Origin of the sequence: Hippea alviniae EP5-r, from assembly GCF_000420385.1 — a bacterium.
In the GTDB taxonomy this organism is placed as follows: Bacteria; Campylobacterota_A; Desulfurellia; order Desulfurellales; family Hippeaceae; genus Hippea; species Hippea alviniae.
On record NZ_ATUV01000001.1, the window covers coordinates 560745 to 576800 of the forward strand.

The window sequence follows — 16056 nt, forward strand, 5'->3', positions numbered from 1 at the left end:
GGCTAAATCTCCAAAAATTTAAAGTTTGCTATGTTTAAAACAATATTTCTCAGTCTGTTTAATAGAGAGAGCCTATTATTCTTTATCTTCTCATCTTTGTCCATGACCATAACATTGTCAAAGAATTTATCTATCTGTGGTTTAAGTGATGCTATCTCATTTAGAAGTCCAAGATAATCCTTCTTAGAGATAAACTCATCTTTTTTGTTTTCAAGCTCTTTGATTTTGCTGAATAGTTCTTTCTCTTCTTCATAGCTAAACAGATTTTCATTAACTTCCAAGCCGTCAAAATCCTTAACTATGTTAAATACGCGCTTTATTGCAAACTGCTTCTGCTTGTCTTCGTCTGATTTTCTAAAGTTATCAAGTGCCTTTAGTCTTAAGTAAACATCATATGGATTATCGAATCTGAATGTGATTGCCTTTAGTGTATCAAATGGATACTCGTCAAAATAGTTTTCAAATCTTACGACGAAGAAGTCGATAATCTCATCAAAGTTTACACTCTTCTGATAAAGTTTAGCAGATTTCTCAAGCACTTCCTTTAAGTTTAAAAATAGGCCATTCTCAATTAGTGTTCTTATTATGCCAAGAGCAGACCTTCTTAGTCCGTATGGGTCTTTTGCTCCTGTTGGTTTTAGATTGGCAAAAAAGCCACCGACGAGTATATCTGTTTTATCTGCTATTGATAAGCTTATGCCGGCAGGAGTTTTAGGGGTTTCGTCTTCTTTTGGCAGATACTGCTCGTATATTGCTTCTGCTACTTCTTTATCTTCTCCGTTTAAAAGAGCGTATTCTCTTCCCATCACGCCTTGAAGTTCAGCAAACTCATACACCATCTGCGTTAGTAAATCTGCCTTTGATAGGTAAGCTGCCCTTTTTGCCTTTTTACTATTAAACGATAGCTTCTCTGCTATAAACCCAGCAAGTTCAACGAGTCTGTTGGTTCTGTCAAGCTGAGTGCCGAGTTTTTCATGGAACATCATCTCTTTGAGCTTTGGCACAAACTCTTCTAACTTGTGCTTTCTGTCTTCTTCAAAGAAGAATTCGGCATCTGAAAATCTTGCCCTTAAGACACGCTCGTATCCTTCTTTAATTAAATCCATATTGTCTGTTTTTATGTTTGATACTGCAGCGAACTCGTTAAGCAATTTACCGTCTTTTAGAAATGCGAAGTATCTTTGGTGGTCTTTCATTGATGTGATTAGCACTTCTTTCGGCAGTTTTAAGAATCTCTCTTCAAAACTTCCCATTACAACAACGGGATATTCGGTTAGATTTACAACTTCGTTTAAAAGCTCTTCGTCGTAAACGAGCTCTGCACTCCTTGATGCACTCTCTCTTCTTAGATTTTCGAGTATCAACTCTTTTCTTTTATTCTGGTCAACGATTACAAAATTTTCCTTTAACTTCTCTTCGTAATTGTCGTAATTTACTTCGAATTCGCCTTCGGATAAAAATCTGTGTCCTTTTGTCAGATTGCCTGCTTTTTTACCCATAAATTCAAAGTCCACGATTTTGTCGTCTATTGTAAAAACAACGCCGTGAACGGGTCTTACGAACTCAAACTCTCCTTCACCCCAACGCATCTGCTTGTTGAAATGTATCTTTTTTAGAATCTGTCCTATTGATTCAACAACCAGTGGCTCTGCGGAAGTCTTTTTGCCCTTTATGACGATAGCAACATACTCGCCTTTTTTGGTGTTCTCATAGATTATGTCATCTTCGGTTGCATTGTTCTTCTTCAAGAAGCCCTCTAATGCTTTTGTTGGTTTACCATCTTTGAAACAGACGCTTTTTGGTGGTCCCATTATTTTTTTGTCTTCGGCTTTTAAAAATTCGTCAAACTCAAATTTTAATGTCAATCTTCTTGGTGTCATATAAAACTTGAGATTATCAAAAATGACACTATTCTCCTTTAATGTCTCTTCGGTTAAATTTAATATCTGCTCTTCTAAATGCTCCATCTCGCTTGTGGGTAGCTCTTCAACGAACAGTTCAAATAGTAGTTTTTTCATAATTCACCCTCCACATATAAACGGGCGACTTTTGCCACCATCTCTCTAACCTTTTTTATGAATGTTGCCCTTTCCGTTACGCTTATTGCATTCCTTGCATCAAGCAGGTTGAACACATGCGAGCATTTCATACAGTAATCATAAGCCGGCCTTACAAGTTTGGCATTCAGGCAGTTTTGCACTTCTTCTTCAAACATATCAAACAGTTTAAACAGCATCTGCGTGTTTGCCACTTCGAAATTGTACTTTGAATACTCGTATTCGTCGTGTTTGTGAATATATCCGTATGTGTATCTATCGTTCCACTTCATGTCGAATACATTATCAACACCCTGTATATACATTCCCAATCTTTCGGTTCCGTATGTTATCTCAACAGGGATTGGCTTTAAATCGTATCCGCCAACCTGCTGGAAATATGTGAATTGGGTTATTTCCATTCCATCAAGCCAGACTTCCCATCCAAGCCCCCATGCGCCGAGTGTTGGTGATTCCCAGTTATCTTCAACGAATCTTATGTCGTGTTCCTTTAAATTTATGCCTAAGAACTCAAGGCTTTCTAAATACATCTCTTGGATGTTCTCAGGAGATGGTTTGATTAAAACTTGATACTGATAATAGTGTTGAAGTCTGTTTGGGTTTTCTCCGTATCTGCCGTCTGTTGGTCTTCTTGATGGTGCAGGATATGCAACACTCCAATCATCTTTATCTAAGGATTTCAATGTTGTAGCCCAATGGAATGTGCCGGCTCCTGCTTCAACATCGTAAGGTTGTAAAATTATACATCCCTTACTCTTCCAAAATTCGTTTAGTTTGAGTATTACATCTTGATAGTTCATTTTATCCCTCCAGTTCGAAAACCGCCACGACAGGTGCATGGTCTGACGGTTTTTTCTTTTTTCTGTATGTTCTGTCTATGAAACACTCTTTGCATTTTTGAGCAAGCTCTGGCGTTGACCAGATGTAATCTATCCTTAAACCTATATTCTTCCAGAAGTTGCCTGCTCTATAATCCCACCAGCTAAACGCCTTCTCTTTTGAGAATTTTCTAAATAAATCAACAAAACCGAACTCATATAGCTCGTTTAGAGCTTCTCTCTCTTTTGGGTGAAACCCTATCTTGCCTTCCATAGCATCTTTGTCGTAAACATCTATCTCTTCCTTTGCCACATTGAAGTCGCCAAGAATTATCAAGTTTTTCTCGTTGGTATAATGTTTCAGTAAAAAATCTTTAAGCTTATAGATAAACTCTATCTTGTATTTGAAGTGCTCACTTTCTGGTGTCTGTCCATTTGGAAAGTAAAGATTTATTATCGTTATACCGTTTATCTTTGTTATTAGAGTTCTTTTTTGGTTTTTCTCTCCTTCAAATTCTAAAGGCTCAATCGTTATAGGGTGTTTTGATATTGTGGCGATGCCGTTAAATCTCTTTTCTCCTTTAAAGGCAACTTTATACCCAAGCTCTTCGAACTCTTCCTTGGGAAACAGCTTGTCTTCCACCTTTGTCTCTTGAATGCATAAGACATCGGGATTTCTCTCTTTTAAAAATTCAAGCACAAGGCTTAGTCTTGCCCTTATCGAGTTTACATTCCAGCTTGCTATTTTAAACTCCATCTTTTTCCTTCTTTATTCTGAAGTATAACGTGATTGTCGCTAAAACTATCATGAAGCCTATGGTATTTGCACTTATTAAGACGATGTCTTTTCTTAATAATCCATAAACAATCCACAGAACCAAGCCAACGGCTATTTGCACCATCATAAGAAGACTTAAACCCTTTGTTTGTCTTGTTTTTAATAGCTTTAAAAACTGTGGAACAAAGCTAAAGGTTGTCAAAGCCGCCGCTGTAAAACCTATAACATTGATGAGCCTTGCGTCCATTAAAATCCCATGCTCTCTATGTAAAGTTTTTCAAACTCGCTCTCGTTTGCAATCTCTAAATACTCTATTTTCTGACTAATTCTCTCAACCTTCTCCCTGTTCATTTTACAGAACAGCCTTAGGCTGCCAGCCAAAGAGCTGTTTCCAAGCATAACAAATTCACCGTCAAAAGACAACAGGCTGCTTTTTAAAATCTCTTCTTTGGCTAAGGATTTTGAAAACCCACCAGCTATGTATATTCTCTTTGGGATTTTTAAATCTGTTTTTTTGAGTATAATTTTTAATGCAGCGTTGAGAGATGCCTTAACGAGCTGAAAGTTTCTTATAGAGTTTTGCGTTAGATATATGTTTTTATCAAGCAAAAACCCTTCTTTTTTAATGCGGTTTATCAGGCTAAACGGTGCTTCTGTCTCCCATGCTTCTAAAAGTCTGCCTTCATTATCGATAATCTCAAACTCTCTTAGAAGTGCTATTGAGCTTATAAGTCCTGAACCTGTTATTCCTATGGCTGGTTTGTCGTTTATTGTGTAAACCTTGAAGGTATCCTTAAACTCAACCTTGTATATTGCACCATCTTGGGCAATTGTTCCATAATCTATGTTCGCACCTTCCAATGCTGGTCCTGCTGGGACGCTCGATGCAAAATAGCTATTGTCCTTCTTTAAAATAAACTCACAGTTTGTCCCTATGTCTATAAAAAGGTAATCTTTATCTTCTGGTAAAATAGAGAGTGCTGCTGTTATATCTGCACCGACAAACGCACTTACAACAGGTGGAATATAGAGCTTTGAGCTGAATAGTTCGCCTTCAAAACTTCCTTTAAATGGTGGTGTGTATGGATATTCGCCGATTGGTTTTGGGTCTTTTTCAAGTAAGAATGTAAGCATTGTTGGGTTTGCAGAAACCACAATTGACTCTATCTTGTTTGCACATAGAGAGCTTATCGTCTCCTTTAGAGCCTTTTTTAATGATTCAGCTAAGACTTTCAAGTTTCCTTCATTTGAATACGCTATTCTTGATATCACATCTGCGCCGAATGCTACCTGCGGATTTAGTATATGTGCGGTTTTGAATAGTTTTCTGTTTTTGATAACAGCTACAGCTATGGTTGTTGTTCCTATGTCAATTGCAACATGCGTTTTTTCATCGTCAGAGCATACTTCGGCATCAAACTCTGCAAACACAGGCTTTGCAAGGCTAACTTCTATCTCTGCGTCGTTGTTTAAGCTGTGAAGACAGGCAAGCCTGTATCCTTCTTCTGTTTTTTTGCCAAAAGTCTCTTCTTCCAGTTTTAAAGTTTTTGGTGCATTTTTTGTAAATTTAACTATACACTTTTTACATATACCACGACCAGAGCAATATGCGTTTATGTATATGCCGTTTGAATGGAGCAGTTTTAGGAGATTTTCCTTTTCTGAAAACTCTATCTCTTTTGTTGAACCGTCAACCTTTACTGTGAGTTTCATAGGCAGCAATTTACAAAAAAGACTTTGAAAAATCAAACCTTATGGTTTAGAATTTATAAAAATAAAGGGGGGCAAAATGCTTGCAACAAAAAGAGTGGATAAAAAATACACATACAGCGATTATAAAAACTGGCCGGATGATGAAAGGTGGGAGATTATCAACGGTGTTGCATATAATATGAGCCCTGCTCCAAAGATTAAGCATCAGGTTATAAGCAGGAACATAACAGGAGAGATTTACAAACAGAAAGATAAATTGAATGGTTGCGTGTTTTTTGAAGCGCCAACGGATGTGGTGTTTGATGAGTATAATGTGGTGCAGCCGGATATTTTGATTGTTTGCGATAAAAACAAGATTACAGAAGACAACATTCAAGGTGCACCTGATTTGATTATAGAGATTCTGTCAAAGTCAACTGAGATAAAGGATAGAAGGGAAAAGTTAAAGCTCTATGAGATGTTTAAGGTTAAAGAGTATATCATAATCAATCCCGATGCTGAGTATGTCGAAAGGTATTTGCTCAAAGACGAGAAATACACTGCACCCGAAATATTCAATTGGGATGAGGAGTTTAAATTTAAGACATTTGATATAGAGTTTAAGTTATGGGAGATTTTTGAGAAAGAAAAGAAAGAAGACAATACAGATAAAAAGCAGCCACCGTCTGAACCGTAAAAGATTATGAGTTATCCAAATATTTTTCAGCTCTGGTATGGATATGATGATACTATACCAAAGAAGTATGAGATATTTATAAAACATAACAGCAAGATTTTTGCTCAGATAGAATCATACAAGCTTCTTAAAACAAGCCAGATAAATAGATTTCTCGATGAGTTTGGATATGATTTATCGAAATTTAAGGGTTTTCATTTCAGATTTCAGTCTGACATAATAAGATTTTTGCTGCTTTACCATTATGGTGGCCTTTACCTTGACCTTGATATTAAATTGAGCGACAATTTTTTTGAGTTGCTTAACATTTTGCAGACGGAGTTTGAAGGTAAAGATGCAATGCCTTCAAACAAGCGGATTTATTTTTTATGGTTTCAGAAAGGTTCAGAGAATCTAAGAAAGATGATCAATTACTATATGTCGCTTGAGTATTTAGATTATGATTATAATGTCTTTTCCTTTAGTAAGATTAATCTTGAAAACATTGAGTTAATATCAACAGATAGACTTAATCTTTACCTGAAGCACTTTGTTCTTTCTGGCTGAGTTTTTCTCTGCAAGGATAATACATATCAAGCTTAGGATTGTAAATCTTTGTTTTTACATCCATTAGACCGAGCATTGTGTCAAATACATAGTCCTGACTGTAAGGTTTGTCTTCGAGTTTTTTTGCACATTTTAAATCTATACCAAAATCCTTAGAGAACCAAGCAACAGAAGCCGGATGTTTCTGAACATCGGGTGCTATGAAATACGGAAATCCATGCAGGTAAATTCCGTTTTCTCCTAAGCTTTCGCCATGGTCTGCCACGTAAAACATTCCCACTCTGTATTTTTTCTCATTTTTTTTCAGAAACTTTATTACATCGCTCAAAAATTTGTCAGTATATAAAATTGTATTGTCGTATGCGTTTATTACTTCTTGCCTTGTGCAATCCTGAAGCTGGTTTGTTTTACAAACTGGCTTGAATTTTTCGAATTGCGGTGGATATCTCTTGTAATATGCAGGGCCGTGTGAACCCATTTGATGCAAAACGATAAATATAGGCCTATTGTTGTGAATGTTGTTTATCCAGTCTTGAAGTTTGTAAAGCAGGACTTCATCATAGCATCCAAACTTGTTGCAGTATGGTTTTATGTGGGCTGATGTAAAATCTTGATAGTTTTTTATCCTTACAGCAACACCTTTTGAGTCTGAATTATTCTCACGCCACAAGACATTTACTCCAGCTCTTTTTAACACATCCATCAAAGAGTCTGTGTGTCTTGCCTTTTTGACTGAGAAATTTTTTCGTGTATAGGGAGAGAACATGCACGGGACACTTACGGCAGTCTCAGTGCCGCATGAGTGCATATCTGGGTAATCTAATAAATCTTTTATCTTTTCGAGATTGGGGTTTGTATCTCTTTTATATCCGTTTAGTGAAAAATGGTCATACCGTGCAGCTTCACCAACAACAAAGATAAATAGCTTAGGTTTTCCTTCCGTTTGTGCAAGGTGAGCGTCAAGTGCGATGTGTCTAAACTTAATGGGTTTGGTTAAATATCTTTTTCCTATGTATTCACCGAAGGAGTACATGTAAAATGTTGGGTTCGAATACATCCTTAATCGTTTGTGAGTTCTAAAGAAGGATGCCCAAGTTCTTGGAAAAACAAAGTAGAGAATTGGTATGAGTATAAGGTTTAATGCAAAAAGCTTGAGTCTAACCTTTATCTCGTCCTTTGGTTTTCGATATTTTACTTTTGTTTTGAGAAGGATTATTGAAGGCAAAATACCCAAGAATAGAAGCATTAAGAACATTTTTATATTCAAAAGGTCTAATACTTCTCTTTTGTCAGTTTCGAAAATGTTTTCTATCATTTTTGAGTTTATGATTGTTGAGTACTCCTGCATATAGTATGCGGCAAGCGAAGCGGTTATAAACAGGAATATCAAGAAGGGCTTTAATGTGTATTTGTTGGCTATTATGTAAAGTGCTGTTGTTATCGTAATAAACAGCAACAGAGCCAAAGCCAGCATAAAAAATATATTTGGAAAAGCTGTGAAAGATTTGCTAAAAAAAACCCAATTGTAAGCTATAATCATGAAGATTGTAGATATTACGATGACTTGAGTTTGAGTTGCTTCAAGTTTCAATCTTTTCATTGCAGTGGAATTTTAGCACTTAGAAAGAAGCATGACAAGTGGTTTAAAAAGACAAAGGCGCACAGGGCGCCTTTTAACTTATTTTGTATTTTGAGACAGTTGCTGCTATCTGGTTGGCTTTTTCAAGGAGCTGTTTTGATTTTATCTCAACGCTGTCAGCAACATTTGATATCTCTTTTGTTGCTATTTTTATATCCTTTGCTTGGTTTTCTATCTCTGAATATGTTGCAGATAACTCTTCTATCGCAGCTACAATATTGTTGAATTGACTGGATGCGCTTTCCATCTCTTGACCGATTTCGTTGAGAATTTCTTTAACTTCTTCTGTATGTAGTTTGCCGTTATATGCTGACTCTTCGCTCTTTTTTGAACGTCTTACAGCTTCGTCAACATCGAGTTGAATCTTCTTTATAATCTCTTTGATATCTTGAGTTGAATGTTGTGTTTTCTCGGCTAATTTTCTCACTTCATCTGCAACAACGGCAAAACCACGACCAGCTTCTCCTGCTCGTGCTGCTTCGATTGCAGCATTCAGAGATAGAAGGTTTGTCTGCTCTGCTATGTCGTTTATCACATTAACTATCTCTCCTATCTGTCTTGAGGTGTCATACAGCTTCTTTATGGCTTTTGCTGTGCTTTTTGCGTTCTCTTCAAGTTCGTCCATTACCGAACTTGCAGTCGTAATTTTATCTATACCATTTCTTGTGTTCTCAACAATATTTTCAACAAAGCCGCTTACTTCTTCTGTGTTTGATGCTATGCTGTCAACAGCTTCTCTAACATCGTTTATAGAGTGGTTTATTACTTCCATCTTCTCTTCAATGTTTTCCATACTTGATTTTAGTTGATTGCTTGATGCGGAAAATTGTTCTGCAGAGCTTTGTATATCTATTCCAATTGACTTGAGTAATCTTACAGCTTCTGCTCTTCTCCTTGTAAATTCATTGAACTTCTCTGTTATCTTACATATTTCGTCATTTGATGCTTTCTGAAGGTATATCGTCAAGTCGTAAAGAGATTTATCGAATGCTTCAACCAGTTTGTTGATTCTTCCTACAACAGATTTTGCAAACAGGGTAGAGACAACGAGGGCAATAATAATCATACCTATGAATGCTATAATTGATGATTTTAAGATTGACGATACTATCGGCATAGTAAAGTCTTTGTTTATTACTTTTACTCCGATAATATAATGCAGTGGAGCGAAATACCTAAAAGCGACTGTTCCTAAAACACCTTTAAATTTGTATTGAATGATTCCATTTTTCTCTTCGATCATCTTTTTTCCAAAAGAGAAACCTGAAACATTCTTTCCTATTAAGCTTTTATCGGGATGGACTACAGTTGTTCCTTTGTCGTCAATTATGAATGCATAGCCTCTCTTTCCTATTCTTATGGATGCGAGAGTTTTTTGTAGTTCATCTGCGAACTTTTTCATGCTAACACCAACAAACAAGATGCCTTCAACTTTTCCAGCAACTCTTATCGGTTTGTATGCCGTTATGTAATATCTATCAACAACATAGGCTTTTCCATAGTATGTTTTACCTTTCAGGACGGTTTGAGCAACGACTGATGAGTTTGGTATATATGTTCCTATGGCTCTTCTACCGTCTTTGTATCTTATGCTCGTTGACACCCTTACAAAACCATCTTTAAATCTCTGAAATATCGTTGCTTTTGCACCTGTTAATTTTGTAATTTCATCTGTAAGCTGATTGTTTACCGTTAAAATCTTCTCACCAGCAAGTAGAATCGGTATTTCAATTGTCTCTGTTTCGTGTGTTATCTGGTTGACAGCTTTAATTGTTATTTTGTTGTCTGATAGTCTTACAGGTCTATTTCCTATGGCCATCATCCAAGCAACATCTAAATTTTTCTTTAATGTATTTTGAAGGCTATTATAGGTTGATTGAACGAACTTTAAAGCAAGCTCATCTTCTGATTTTATAGTTGTTATGAGCAGTGGTTTCATACCACTTTTTGACAAGTTAATGGTGAAAATAGAGCCTAAAAATACTATAAGAATGCCCGTTAAAAATATTGCGGCAGTTATTTTTGCCCGTAAGCTTACATTTTTCATCTTTTGATGTCCCTCCTTTTTTACAAAAATTTTTCGTATAAGAAATTATACCAGAAAATCTTAAATGTCAATGTTAAGTATAATTAAAGGTCCCATGAATATCTGAACAAGTGTTTGTTTAATTTTAACTATTTCCTTGCCTTGTTTAAAATATTTTTGTAGTATGACTTCAAACATCCATAAAAGAAGGAGGCTAAAAATGGGCGAGAAGGAGAAGCAAGAAAGATTCGAAAAATTAGACGGGGCTCATCTTTTATGGGCAAGCACAATGGGTGCAACTTTCGATTTAGGTATTATGAGTAAAGCTATGTTAATACCATCGATGAAAACCGCAGCTCAAAGGCTTGCTCGCTACCAGATGCAGAAGGGAACTTTCCCTTTTATAGATGGAAAAGAATTGAACACGGAACTTTATAAGGAAATTTTAGATAATCTAAATGATTTTATGTTTTTTGCTAATGGGTATGAAGTTGAAGGTGATGATAAGAGTATAACAATAAAAATCCACAAAGATAGATGTATGTATTGTCCAACCGGTGTCGGAGGTGCTTTGCTTGGGACAACTATCTGTCCTTACCCGCAGCTGTTTAGCGTGTATTTAGACATGATAATAAAAAACGGCTTTTATTATAAGTCTGTTGATATGGTTAAACAAGAAGATGGTTCATATATGAGAAGGGAAGGAGAATGGGATATTATAGAGTTTAATCTGAACCATGATGAGAATTTTGAGAATATAGTTAACATACTATTTGAAGCTGTAAAAAGGGTTCAGGATACATTTGAAAAGGCGATAAGTGATGGTGTTATAACAGAAGAAGATTTGTGGGATAGAAACTATGTTCCTATAGAAAACACGAATCCACAAAAATACAATACAAAATTTACAGATTTTGCCAAAGAGTATATTCAACCAATAGAAGATGAAATTCTCAAGAAACATAAAAAGTTTGCTTTTGCTATCATAGTTGATGACAATGGTTATGCACCTGCACACAACTCAATTTATGATAAACCTTTAACTGGCGATTATAAAAAAGATTTGATAGGCAATCGTTCAAAGAGAATATTCAATGACTTTACGGGTATTTCTGCTGCTAAAAATACAAGAAAGTATCTTCTTCAATCCTATCCAAGAGATGTTGGTGTTTTAATGTTTGACATTTCGTCCGAAATAAAATTGAGGGATAAGCATTGGGGAGCCTTTAGAATAGGCTTTAAGATTTAACTTGATTAAAGAGCTTTTTTATGTATTTTTAATAAAAGCAATTTGTTTAGGGAGGTATATCTAAATGAAAGAGGAACTTATAAACAGAACGCTTCAAGAGCTTGTTAATTCATCTCAGAATATAGAAGGAGCTGCTTTGGTTACAGCTGATGGTTTAATGATAAGTAGTTATTTACCGTCTGATATGGACGAGGATAGAGTTTCAGCTATGAGTGCAGCTTTGTTATCTTTATCTGAAAGGGCCGTTGAAGAACTTGAAAAAGGCATCCCGCAACAGGTTACAATTAAAGGTGACAAAGGTTATATTGTAATAACATCCGCAGGCGAAGAAGCTGTTTTGATGGTTATTACAAACGACAAAGTAAAACTTGGTCTTCTTTATATGGAAATTAAAGGAGCTGCGGAAAAAATACAAAAAGCTTTTTAATTTAGTTGAATGAAAAATTTTTATACCTATTTATTATTGGTTTTAGCTTGCGTATTTTGGGGTGTTGGTTTTCCCATAGCGAAGGTTGGGATAACCTATATACACCCCTTTGTTTTTGCCTTTATTAGATTTTTTGCTGTTGGTATTCTATTTGTTATTGTGTTTAGGTTATCAGTTTTTAATCTCATACTCAAACTAAAAAGCAATTTTACCTATATTTTTCTAATGGCTTTGAGTGGAATTTTTCTATACGGTGTTTTCTTTCTGTTTGCACTTAAATTTGCCAAAGCTTCAGATGTATCTTTGATAAGCGGAGCAAACCCTATCATAACGGCAGTGATAGCTTGGATTTTACTTAAAGAAAATTTATCGTTTTTCAGTAAAATTGGTGTTGCCTTATCTTTTTTGGGGATAGTATTCATCGTGTCGAAAGGTAATTTTGGGATATTGTATAATTTCCAATTTAATTTAGGTGACCTTTTTATGCTTGTAGCAACGACAATGTGGGCTTTTTACTCTGTCATTTCTAAAAAGGCTTTAAAAAGGATTGATGTGTTTGAAGCTGTTTGTTTGACAGCATTTCTTGGAGCTTTGATGTTTTTTCTACCAGCAATTGTGTTTGGGAACATTAGAAATATAGGCAATTATCCGTTGAAAGCGTGGTTAAGTCTTTCTTATATGGTTGTATTTTCCACTATTTTTGCTTTCAGTGCTTGGTATAAAGGAATAGAAAAGATTGGAGCATCCCGTTCGAGCGTATTTGTTAATCTTGTGCCTGTTTTTGGTGTTATAACATCTGTTGTTTTGCTCAAAGAGAGATTTTGTTTGTATGAGCTTATAGGTGGCTTTCTTGTTATTGCGGGAGTTGTTTTAACAAACACCCGGGATTTAAAAAGTGTTAGAATTAAAAGTTAAAAACAGAACGCTTTTCTTAAAAGGCGTAGCCACATACCAGACTCTAAAAGGATTTATTTCTGAATTTTCAAAGTATAAGAAAAGCGTAGATGTCATAAACACGAAAGAATTAAAAGAGATTGATACACTGTTTTTAGGTTACCTTGTCAAGTTGGGTAAAAATTTAGAACTTACTTTGAATCAGGAAAAACTCAAAAATATCGTTGAGGCAAATTGGAAAACAGAAGAAAAGAAAAAGGCCTCTATCAACATAGGTTTTATAGAATCCGTAGGTAAAGGGACAATAGATAGACTAAAAGAGTTTTATTTGTTTTTAGGTTTTGTTGGCGAGGTTTTTTTAAATAGTGTGAAGATACTTTTAAATCCTAAAAGGATAAGGATTAAATCCATTCTTCATGATGTAGAGATTATGGGATTTAAAGCTGTTCCTATCCTTGCAACCATATCCTTTCTGGTTGGTGCCGTTATAGCTTATCACGGTTCTATAAAATTAAAGCAGTTTGGTGCAAATATTTTTGTTGTTGATTTGGTTAGTATTTCGGTTTTAAGAGAATTAGGTCCTTTGCTTGTTGCAATTCTTATGGCTGGCAGGTCTGCAAGCTCTTATACCGCCCAAATAGGCATAATGAAAGTAACAGAAGAAATCGATGTTATAAAAACAATGGGTATAGACCCTTTAGATGTGCTTGTTTTTCCAAAGATTGTCTCTATGTTTATAGTTTTTCCGCTACTTATTGTGTTGTCAGATGTTATGGGTGTTTTTGGCGGTGCAGTTGTTGGAAAATTAGCTCTTGATGTTACATTCTCAGATTTTTTGCTTAGGCTTCACCATGCCATTGGTATAAAAACATTCCTTGCAGGCGTATTGAAAGCGCCAGCTTTTGCGTTTTTGGTTGCAACTATAGGTTCATTTAAAGGGTTTAGGACTCAGAAGAATGTGGAGAGTATAGGAAAAAGTGTTACTATAAGCGTTGTAGATTCAATATTTGCCGTTATAATAGCAGATGCTATATTCTCGGTGTTATTTAGGTTGGCTGGAGTATGAGTATTATAAAAGTTAGAGACCTTAGAGTTAAATTTGGAGATAGGGTCGTTTTAAAAGGAATAGATATAACAGTGGATAAGGGTGATATATATGCGATACTGGGAAAGAGCGGTTCTGGTAAAACAACGCTTTTACGCTCTATCCTTATGCTTGAAAAATTCTCGGGCACTATAGAGGTATTTGGAGTTAATTTGAATAGGGCAAGGGAAGAAGAAAAACAGGCTATTAGGAATAGGTACGGTGTTATGTTTCAAGCTGCTTCTTTATTCACATCCCTTACTGTCGGTGAGAATATTTTGGCGTCAATTAGGGAAAGAGTAAAGTTATCCAAAAATCTTTTAGATGAGTTTGTGAGTTTTAAGTTAAGACTTGTTGGTCTTGAGAGTTGGGTTTCCAATCTGTATCCATATGAACTTTCTGGCGGTATGAGGAAAAAAGCCGCATTGGCAAGAGCTTTAGCTCTTGACCCAGAGATAATATTTCTTGACGAGCCAACAAGTGGACTTGACCCTGTTAGTGCAGATGATTTTGATAATACCATTAGAAAGTTGAATGAACTGTTGGGTATAACTGTTGTTATGATTACTCATGACTTGGATAGTCTGTTTAACATAGCAAAAAGGGCATGTGTGATAAGAGAGGGTAAAGTATTGGCAGAAGGTAAACCATCTGATATTATGGACATTGAAGATGATTGGTTAAAAAAGATGTTTAATGGATTAAGAGGAAGGAAATATCAATGGAGTCAAAGGTAAATTATGTTGCTGTAGGTTTTTTCGTTATACTTTTTAGTGTTGTTGGTATGGGTATGATTGTATGGATTATAGGTGGTAGTGGTACATCAAGGAGTTATAAAAAGTATGTAGTATGTACCAATCTAAATGTTAACGGTCTTCATACGGATTCACCCGTGAAGTATAAAGGTTTAACTGTTGGAAAGGTTGTTGGGGTTAGAATATCAAAGAAAAACCCTGACTACTTGCTTATATATGCACTTATTAGAAAGGATTTGCGTATAGATAGCCATATAGTTGCCCAAATATCATCAAACGGTCTTACGGGTATATCATACATAGACTTGATGGATAGGAATAAGTCTTATGCGTGTCCTAAAAACTTGGGCTTAAAGTATCAGTGTATACCCGCTGTTGAATCCAGCTTAAAGGATATCATGAATAAACTACCAAGGACTGTAGATAAAATTAATGCTATCGTGTCCAAGATAAATTCTATGCTTGATAACAATACCCAAAACAACTTTAAAAAATTAATGAAAAATCTCGCAAATGTGTCAGAAAAGTTGAATGTTAGTGCAGACAAGTTTAACAAATTCCTTGACAATGCAAATGAATTTACATCCAAAGCCAAAGATGATGCAGTTGTGATTTCTAAAACAGTTTCGCATCTTGATAATCTAATAAAACAACTTAGCAGTAGTTTAAAAAAGCTTGACCAAACAACATTAAAAGAGAGCTATGACACTATAAAGGAGATAAATTCAACAACTGTTGAGTTAAAGCAATTAATTATAGAGATACGCAAAAACCCTGCCCTTATAATAAAAGGCAGAAAGGAAAATGTAAAATGAAGAAAAAAATATTGGCTGTTTCTGTTTTGCTACTTTATGGTTGCAGTTTGAAACCATATCCTGCTCTCAAGCAGTTTGGTATAAATGAGAACATTAAGCAACAAAAAGTAATAACGAAAGATATTAAAATAAGGATTTCATCTATTGCTTGCCCTGAAGTATTTAGAGATTTATCTATATATAAAGTTAGAGATAGAACAGTTTATATGCCGTTTCCTAATGTTTCGTGGGTTGATTCTGAGTGCTCCATGTTTGAAAATGCGTTAAAAAAAGCACTTCTTAAAGCGGGTTTTGATGTTGTCGATTACGGAGTTTCAAGATACGAGATTCTTTTCTCCTTGGAAAGGTTTAATGAAAACGAAGATAGTAAGACAGTTTCAGTCTGCTCTGATTTTTGGCTTAAGGATGAAAAAAACGATTCAACGCTTCTAAATTTTAAGGTCTGCAAAGAAAAAAAGTTAAAAAAACCTTCCATTTATGCTGTTGTGAATGGTTTGAATGAGCTTACCCGTTCTACTATTAAGGATTCTATAGCAAAGCTTATCTTATACTTTAAAAGATAAGGAGAAGCAAAGCTTC

At 35.4% G+C, this 16056-nt stretch carries 16 protein-coding genes; 9 read left to right on the top strand and 7 right to left on the bottom strand.

Annotated features, from left to right (window positions below; all coding sequences use genetic code 11):
* Positions 1–2: 2 nt before the first annotated feature.
* From glyS to G415_RS0103030, 5 genes are read right to left on the bottom strand one after another with little or no spacing between them, the layout of a single operon-like run.
* A complete protein-coding gene (glyS, locus tag G415_RS0103010; protein ID WP_022670109.1) occupies positions 3–2018 on the bottom strand; it encodes a glycine--tRNA ligase subunit beta in 2016 nt (671 codons plus the stop codon).
* Positions 2015–2857 (bottom strand): glycine--tRNA ligase subunit alpha, encoded by an 843-nt coding sequence (locus G415_RS0103015; protein ID WP_022670110.1) that lies wholly within the window; start codon positions 2855–2857, stop codon positions 2015–2017. The genes glyS and G415_RS0103015 overlap by 4 nt, the downstream gene beginning before the upstream one ends.
* 1 nt (position 2858) lies before the next feature.
* Entirely contained in the window at positions 2859–3632 is a 774-nt protein-coding gene (gene xth / locus G415_RS0103020) for an exodeoxyribonuclease III (protein ID WP_022670111.1), read from the bottom strand.
* The gene (locus G415_RS0103025; RefSeq protein WP_022670112.1) at positions 3622–3900 is read right to left on the bottom strand and encodes a SemiSWEET family sugar transporter; all 279 of its coding nucleotides are present in this window, start codon (positions 3898–3900) and stop codon (positions 3622–3624) included. The genes xth and G415_RS0103025 overlap by 11 nt, the downstream gene beginning before the upstream one ends.
* Positions 3900–5366, bottom strand: coding sequence for an ASKHA domain-containing protein (locus G415_RS0103030; RefSeq protein ID WP_022670113.1), 1467 nt, complete (start codon positions 5364–5366; stop codon positions 3900–3902). Before G415_RS0103030 ends, G415_RS0103025 begins: the two co-directional genes overlap by 1 nt.
* Positions 5367–5442: 76 nt before the next feature.
* Here G415_RS0103030 and G415_RS0103035 point away from each other — a divergent pair, with 76 nt between their 5' ends.
* Positions 5443–6042: a Uma2 family endonuclease gene (locus tag G415_RS0103035; protein ID WP_022670114.1), complete on the top strand. Its 600-nt coding sequence runs from the start codon at positions 5443–5445 to the stop codon at positions 6040–6042.
* 6 nt (positions 6043–6048) lie between these two features.
* On the top strand, positions 6049–6588 hold the full coding sequence (locus tag G415_RS0103040) for a glycosyltransferase (RefSeq protein ID WP_022670116.1): 540 nt from the start codon (positions 6049–6051) through the stop codon (positions 6586–6588).
* On the opposite strand, the gene G415_RS09625 is transcribed toward G415_RS0103040, so the two are convergent.
* Both G415_RS09625 and G415_RS0103050 read right to left on the bottom strand, forming a co-directional pair.
* Positions 6551–8188, bottom strand: a complete 1638-nt coding sequence (locus G415_RS09625) for a phosphoethanolamine transferase (RefSeq protein ID WP_022670117.1) — start codon at positions 8186–8188, stop codon at positions 6551–6553. The genes G415_RS0103040 and G415_RS09625 overlap by 38 nt on opposite strands.
* 73 nt (positions 8189–8261) lie before the next feature.
* Positions 8262–10274, bottom strand: coding sequence for a methyl-accepting chemotaxis protein (locus G415_RS0103050; RefSeq protein WP_022670118.1), 2013 nt, complete (start codon positions 10272–10274; stop codon positions 8262–8264).
* A 199-nt stretch (positions 10275–10473) separates the two neighbouring features.
* Here G415_RS0103050 and G415_RS10645 point away from each other — a divergent pair, with 199 nt between their 5' ends.
* The 7 genes from G415_RS10645 (at position 10474) to G415_RS0103085 (ending at position 16040) form a co-directional block, all read left to right on the top strand.
* Entirely contained in the window at positions 10474–11502 is a 1029-nt protein-coding gene (locus G415_RS10645; RefSeq protein WP_022670119.1) for a hypothetical protein, read from the top strand.
* Positions 11503–11566: 64 nt separating this feature from the next.
* Positions 11567–11929, top strand: a complete 363-nt coding sequence (locus G415_RS0103060; protein ID WP_022670120.1) for a roadblock/LC7 domain-containing protein — start codon at positions 11567–11569, stop codon at positions 11927–11929.
* Between the two features lie 9 nt (positions 11930–11938).
* The gene (locus tag G415_RS0103065; protein ID WP_022670121.1) at positions 11939–12844 is read left to right on the top strand and encodes a DMT family transporter; all 906 of its coding nucleotides are present in this window, start codon (positions 11939–11941) and stop codon (positions 12842–12844) included.
* The gene (locus G415_RS09635; protein WP_022670122.1) at positions 12825–13889 is read left to right on the top strand and encodes an MlaE family ABC transporter permease; all 1065 of its coding nucleotides are present in this window, start codon (positions 12825–12827) and stop codon (positions 13887–13889) included. Before G415_RS0103065 ends, G415_RS09635 begins: the two co-directional genes overlap by 20 nt.
* Positions 13886–14644 (top strand): ABC transporter ATP-binding protein, encoded by a 759-nt coding sequence (locus tag G415_RS0103075; protein ID WP_022670123.1) that lies wholly within the window; start codon positions 13886–13888, stop codon positions 14642–14644. The genes G415_RS09635 and G415_RS0103075 overlap by 4 nt, the downstream gene beginning before the upstream one ends.
* The gene (locus G415_RS10650) at positions 14629–15477 is read left to right on the top strand and encodes an MlaD family protein (protein WP_022670124.1); all 849 of its coding nucleotides are present in this window, start codon (positions 14629–14631) and stop codon (positions 15475–15477) included. Before G415_RS0103075 ends, G415_RS10650 begins: the two co-directional genes overlap by 16 nt.
* The gene (locus G415_RS0103085) at positions 15474–16040 is read left to right on the top strand and encodes a hypothetical protein (protein ID WP_022670125.1); all 567 of its coding nucleotides are present in this window, start codon (positions 15474–15476) and stop codon (positions 16038–16040) included. The genes G415_RS10650 and G415_RS0103085 overlap by 4 nt, the downstream gene beginning before the upstream one ends.
* Positions 16041–16056 lie beyond the last annotated feature (16 nt).

Coding starts and splice junctions, on each gene's coding strand:
- G415_RS0103025 (WP_022670112.1), bottom strand. CDS start 3,900: ATGGACGCAAGGCTCATCAATGTTATAGGTTTTACAGCGGCGGCTTTG.
- G415_RS10650 (WP_022670124.1), top strand. CDS start 14,629: ATGGAGTCAAAGGTAAATTATGTTGCTGTAGGTTTTTTCGTTATACTT.
- G415_RS0103030 (WP_022670113.1), bottom strand. CDS start 5,366: ATGAAACTCACAGTAAAGGTTGACGGTTCAACAAAAGAGATAGAGTTT.
- G415_RS0103075 (WP_022670123.1), top strand. CDS start 13,886: ATGAGTATTATAAAAGTTAGAGACCTTAGAGTTAAATTTGGAGATAGG.
- G415_RS0103040 (WP_022670116.1), top strand. CDS start 6,049: ATGAGTTATCCAAATATTTTTCAGCTCTGGTATGGATATGATGATACT.
- glyS (WP_022670109.1), bottom strand. CDS start 2,018: ATGAAAAAACTACTATTTGAACTGTTCGTTGAAGAGCTACCCACAAGC.
- G415_RS0103050 (WP_022670118.1), bottom strand. CDS start 10,274: ATGAAAAATGTAAGCTTACGGGCAAAAATAACTGCCGCAATATTTTTA.
- G415_RS0103065 (WP_022670121.1), top strand. CDS start 11,939: ATGAAAAATTTTTATACCTATTTATTATTGGTTTTAGCTTGCGTATTT.
- xth (WP_022670111.1), bottom strand. CDS start 3,632: ATGGAGTTTAAAATAGCAAGCTGGAATGTAAACTCGATAAGGGCAAGA.
- G415_RS09625 (WP_022670117.1), bottom strand. CDS start 8,188: ATGAAAAGATTGAAACTTGAAGCAACTCAAACTCAAGTCATCGTAATA.
- G415_RS10645 (WP_022670119.1), top strand. CDS start 10,474: ATGGGCGAGAAGGAGAAGCAAGAAAGATTCGAAAAATTAGACGGGGCT.
- G415_RS0103015 (WP_022670110.1), bottom strand. CDS start 2,857: ATGAACTATCAAGATGTAATACTCAAACTAAACGAATTTTGGAAGAGT.
- G415_RS0103035 (WP_022670114.1), top strand. CDS start 5,443: ATGCTTGCAACAAAAAGAGTGGATAAAAAATACACATACAGCGATTAT.
- G415_RS0103085 (WP_022670125.1), top strand. CDS start 15,474: ATGAAGAAAAAAATATTGGCTGTTTCTGTTTTGCTACTTTATGGTTGC.
- G415_RS0103060 (WP_022670120.1), top strand. CDS start 11,567: ATGAAAGAGGAACTTATAAACAGAACGCTTCAAGAGCTTGTTAATTCA.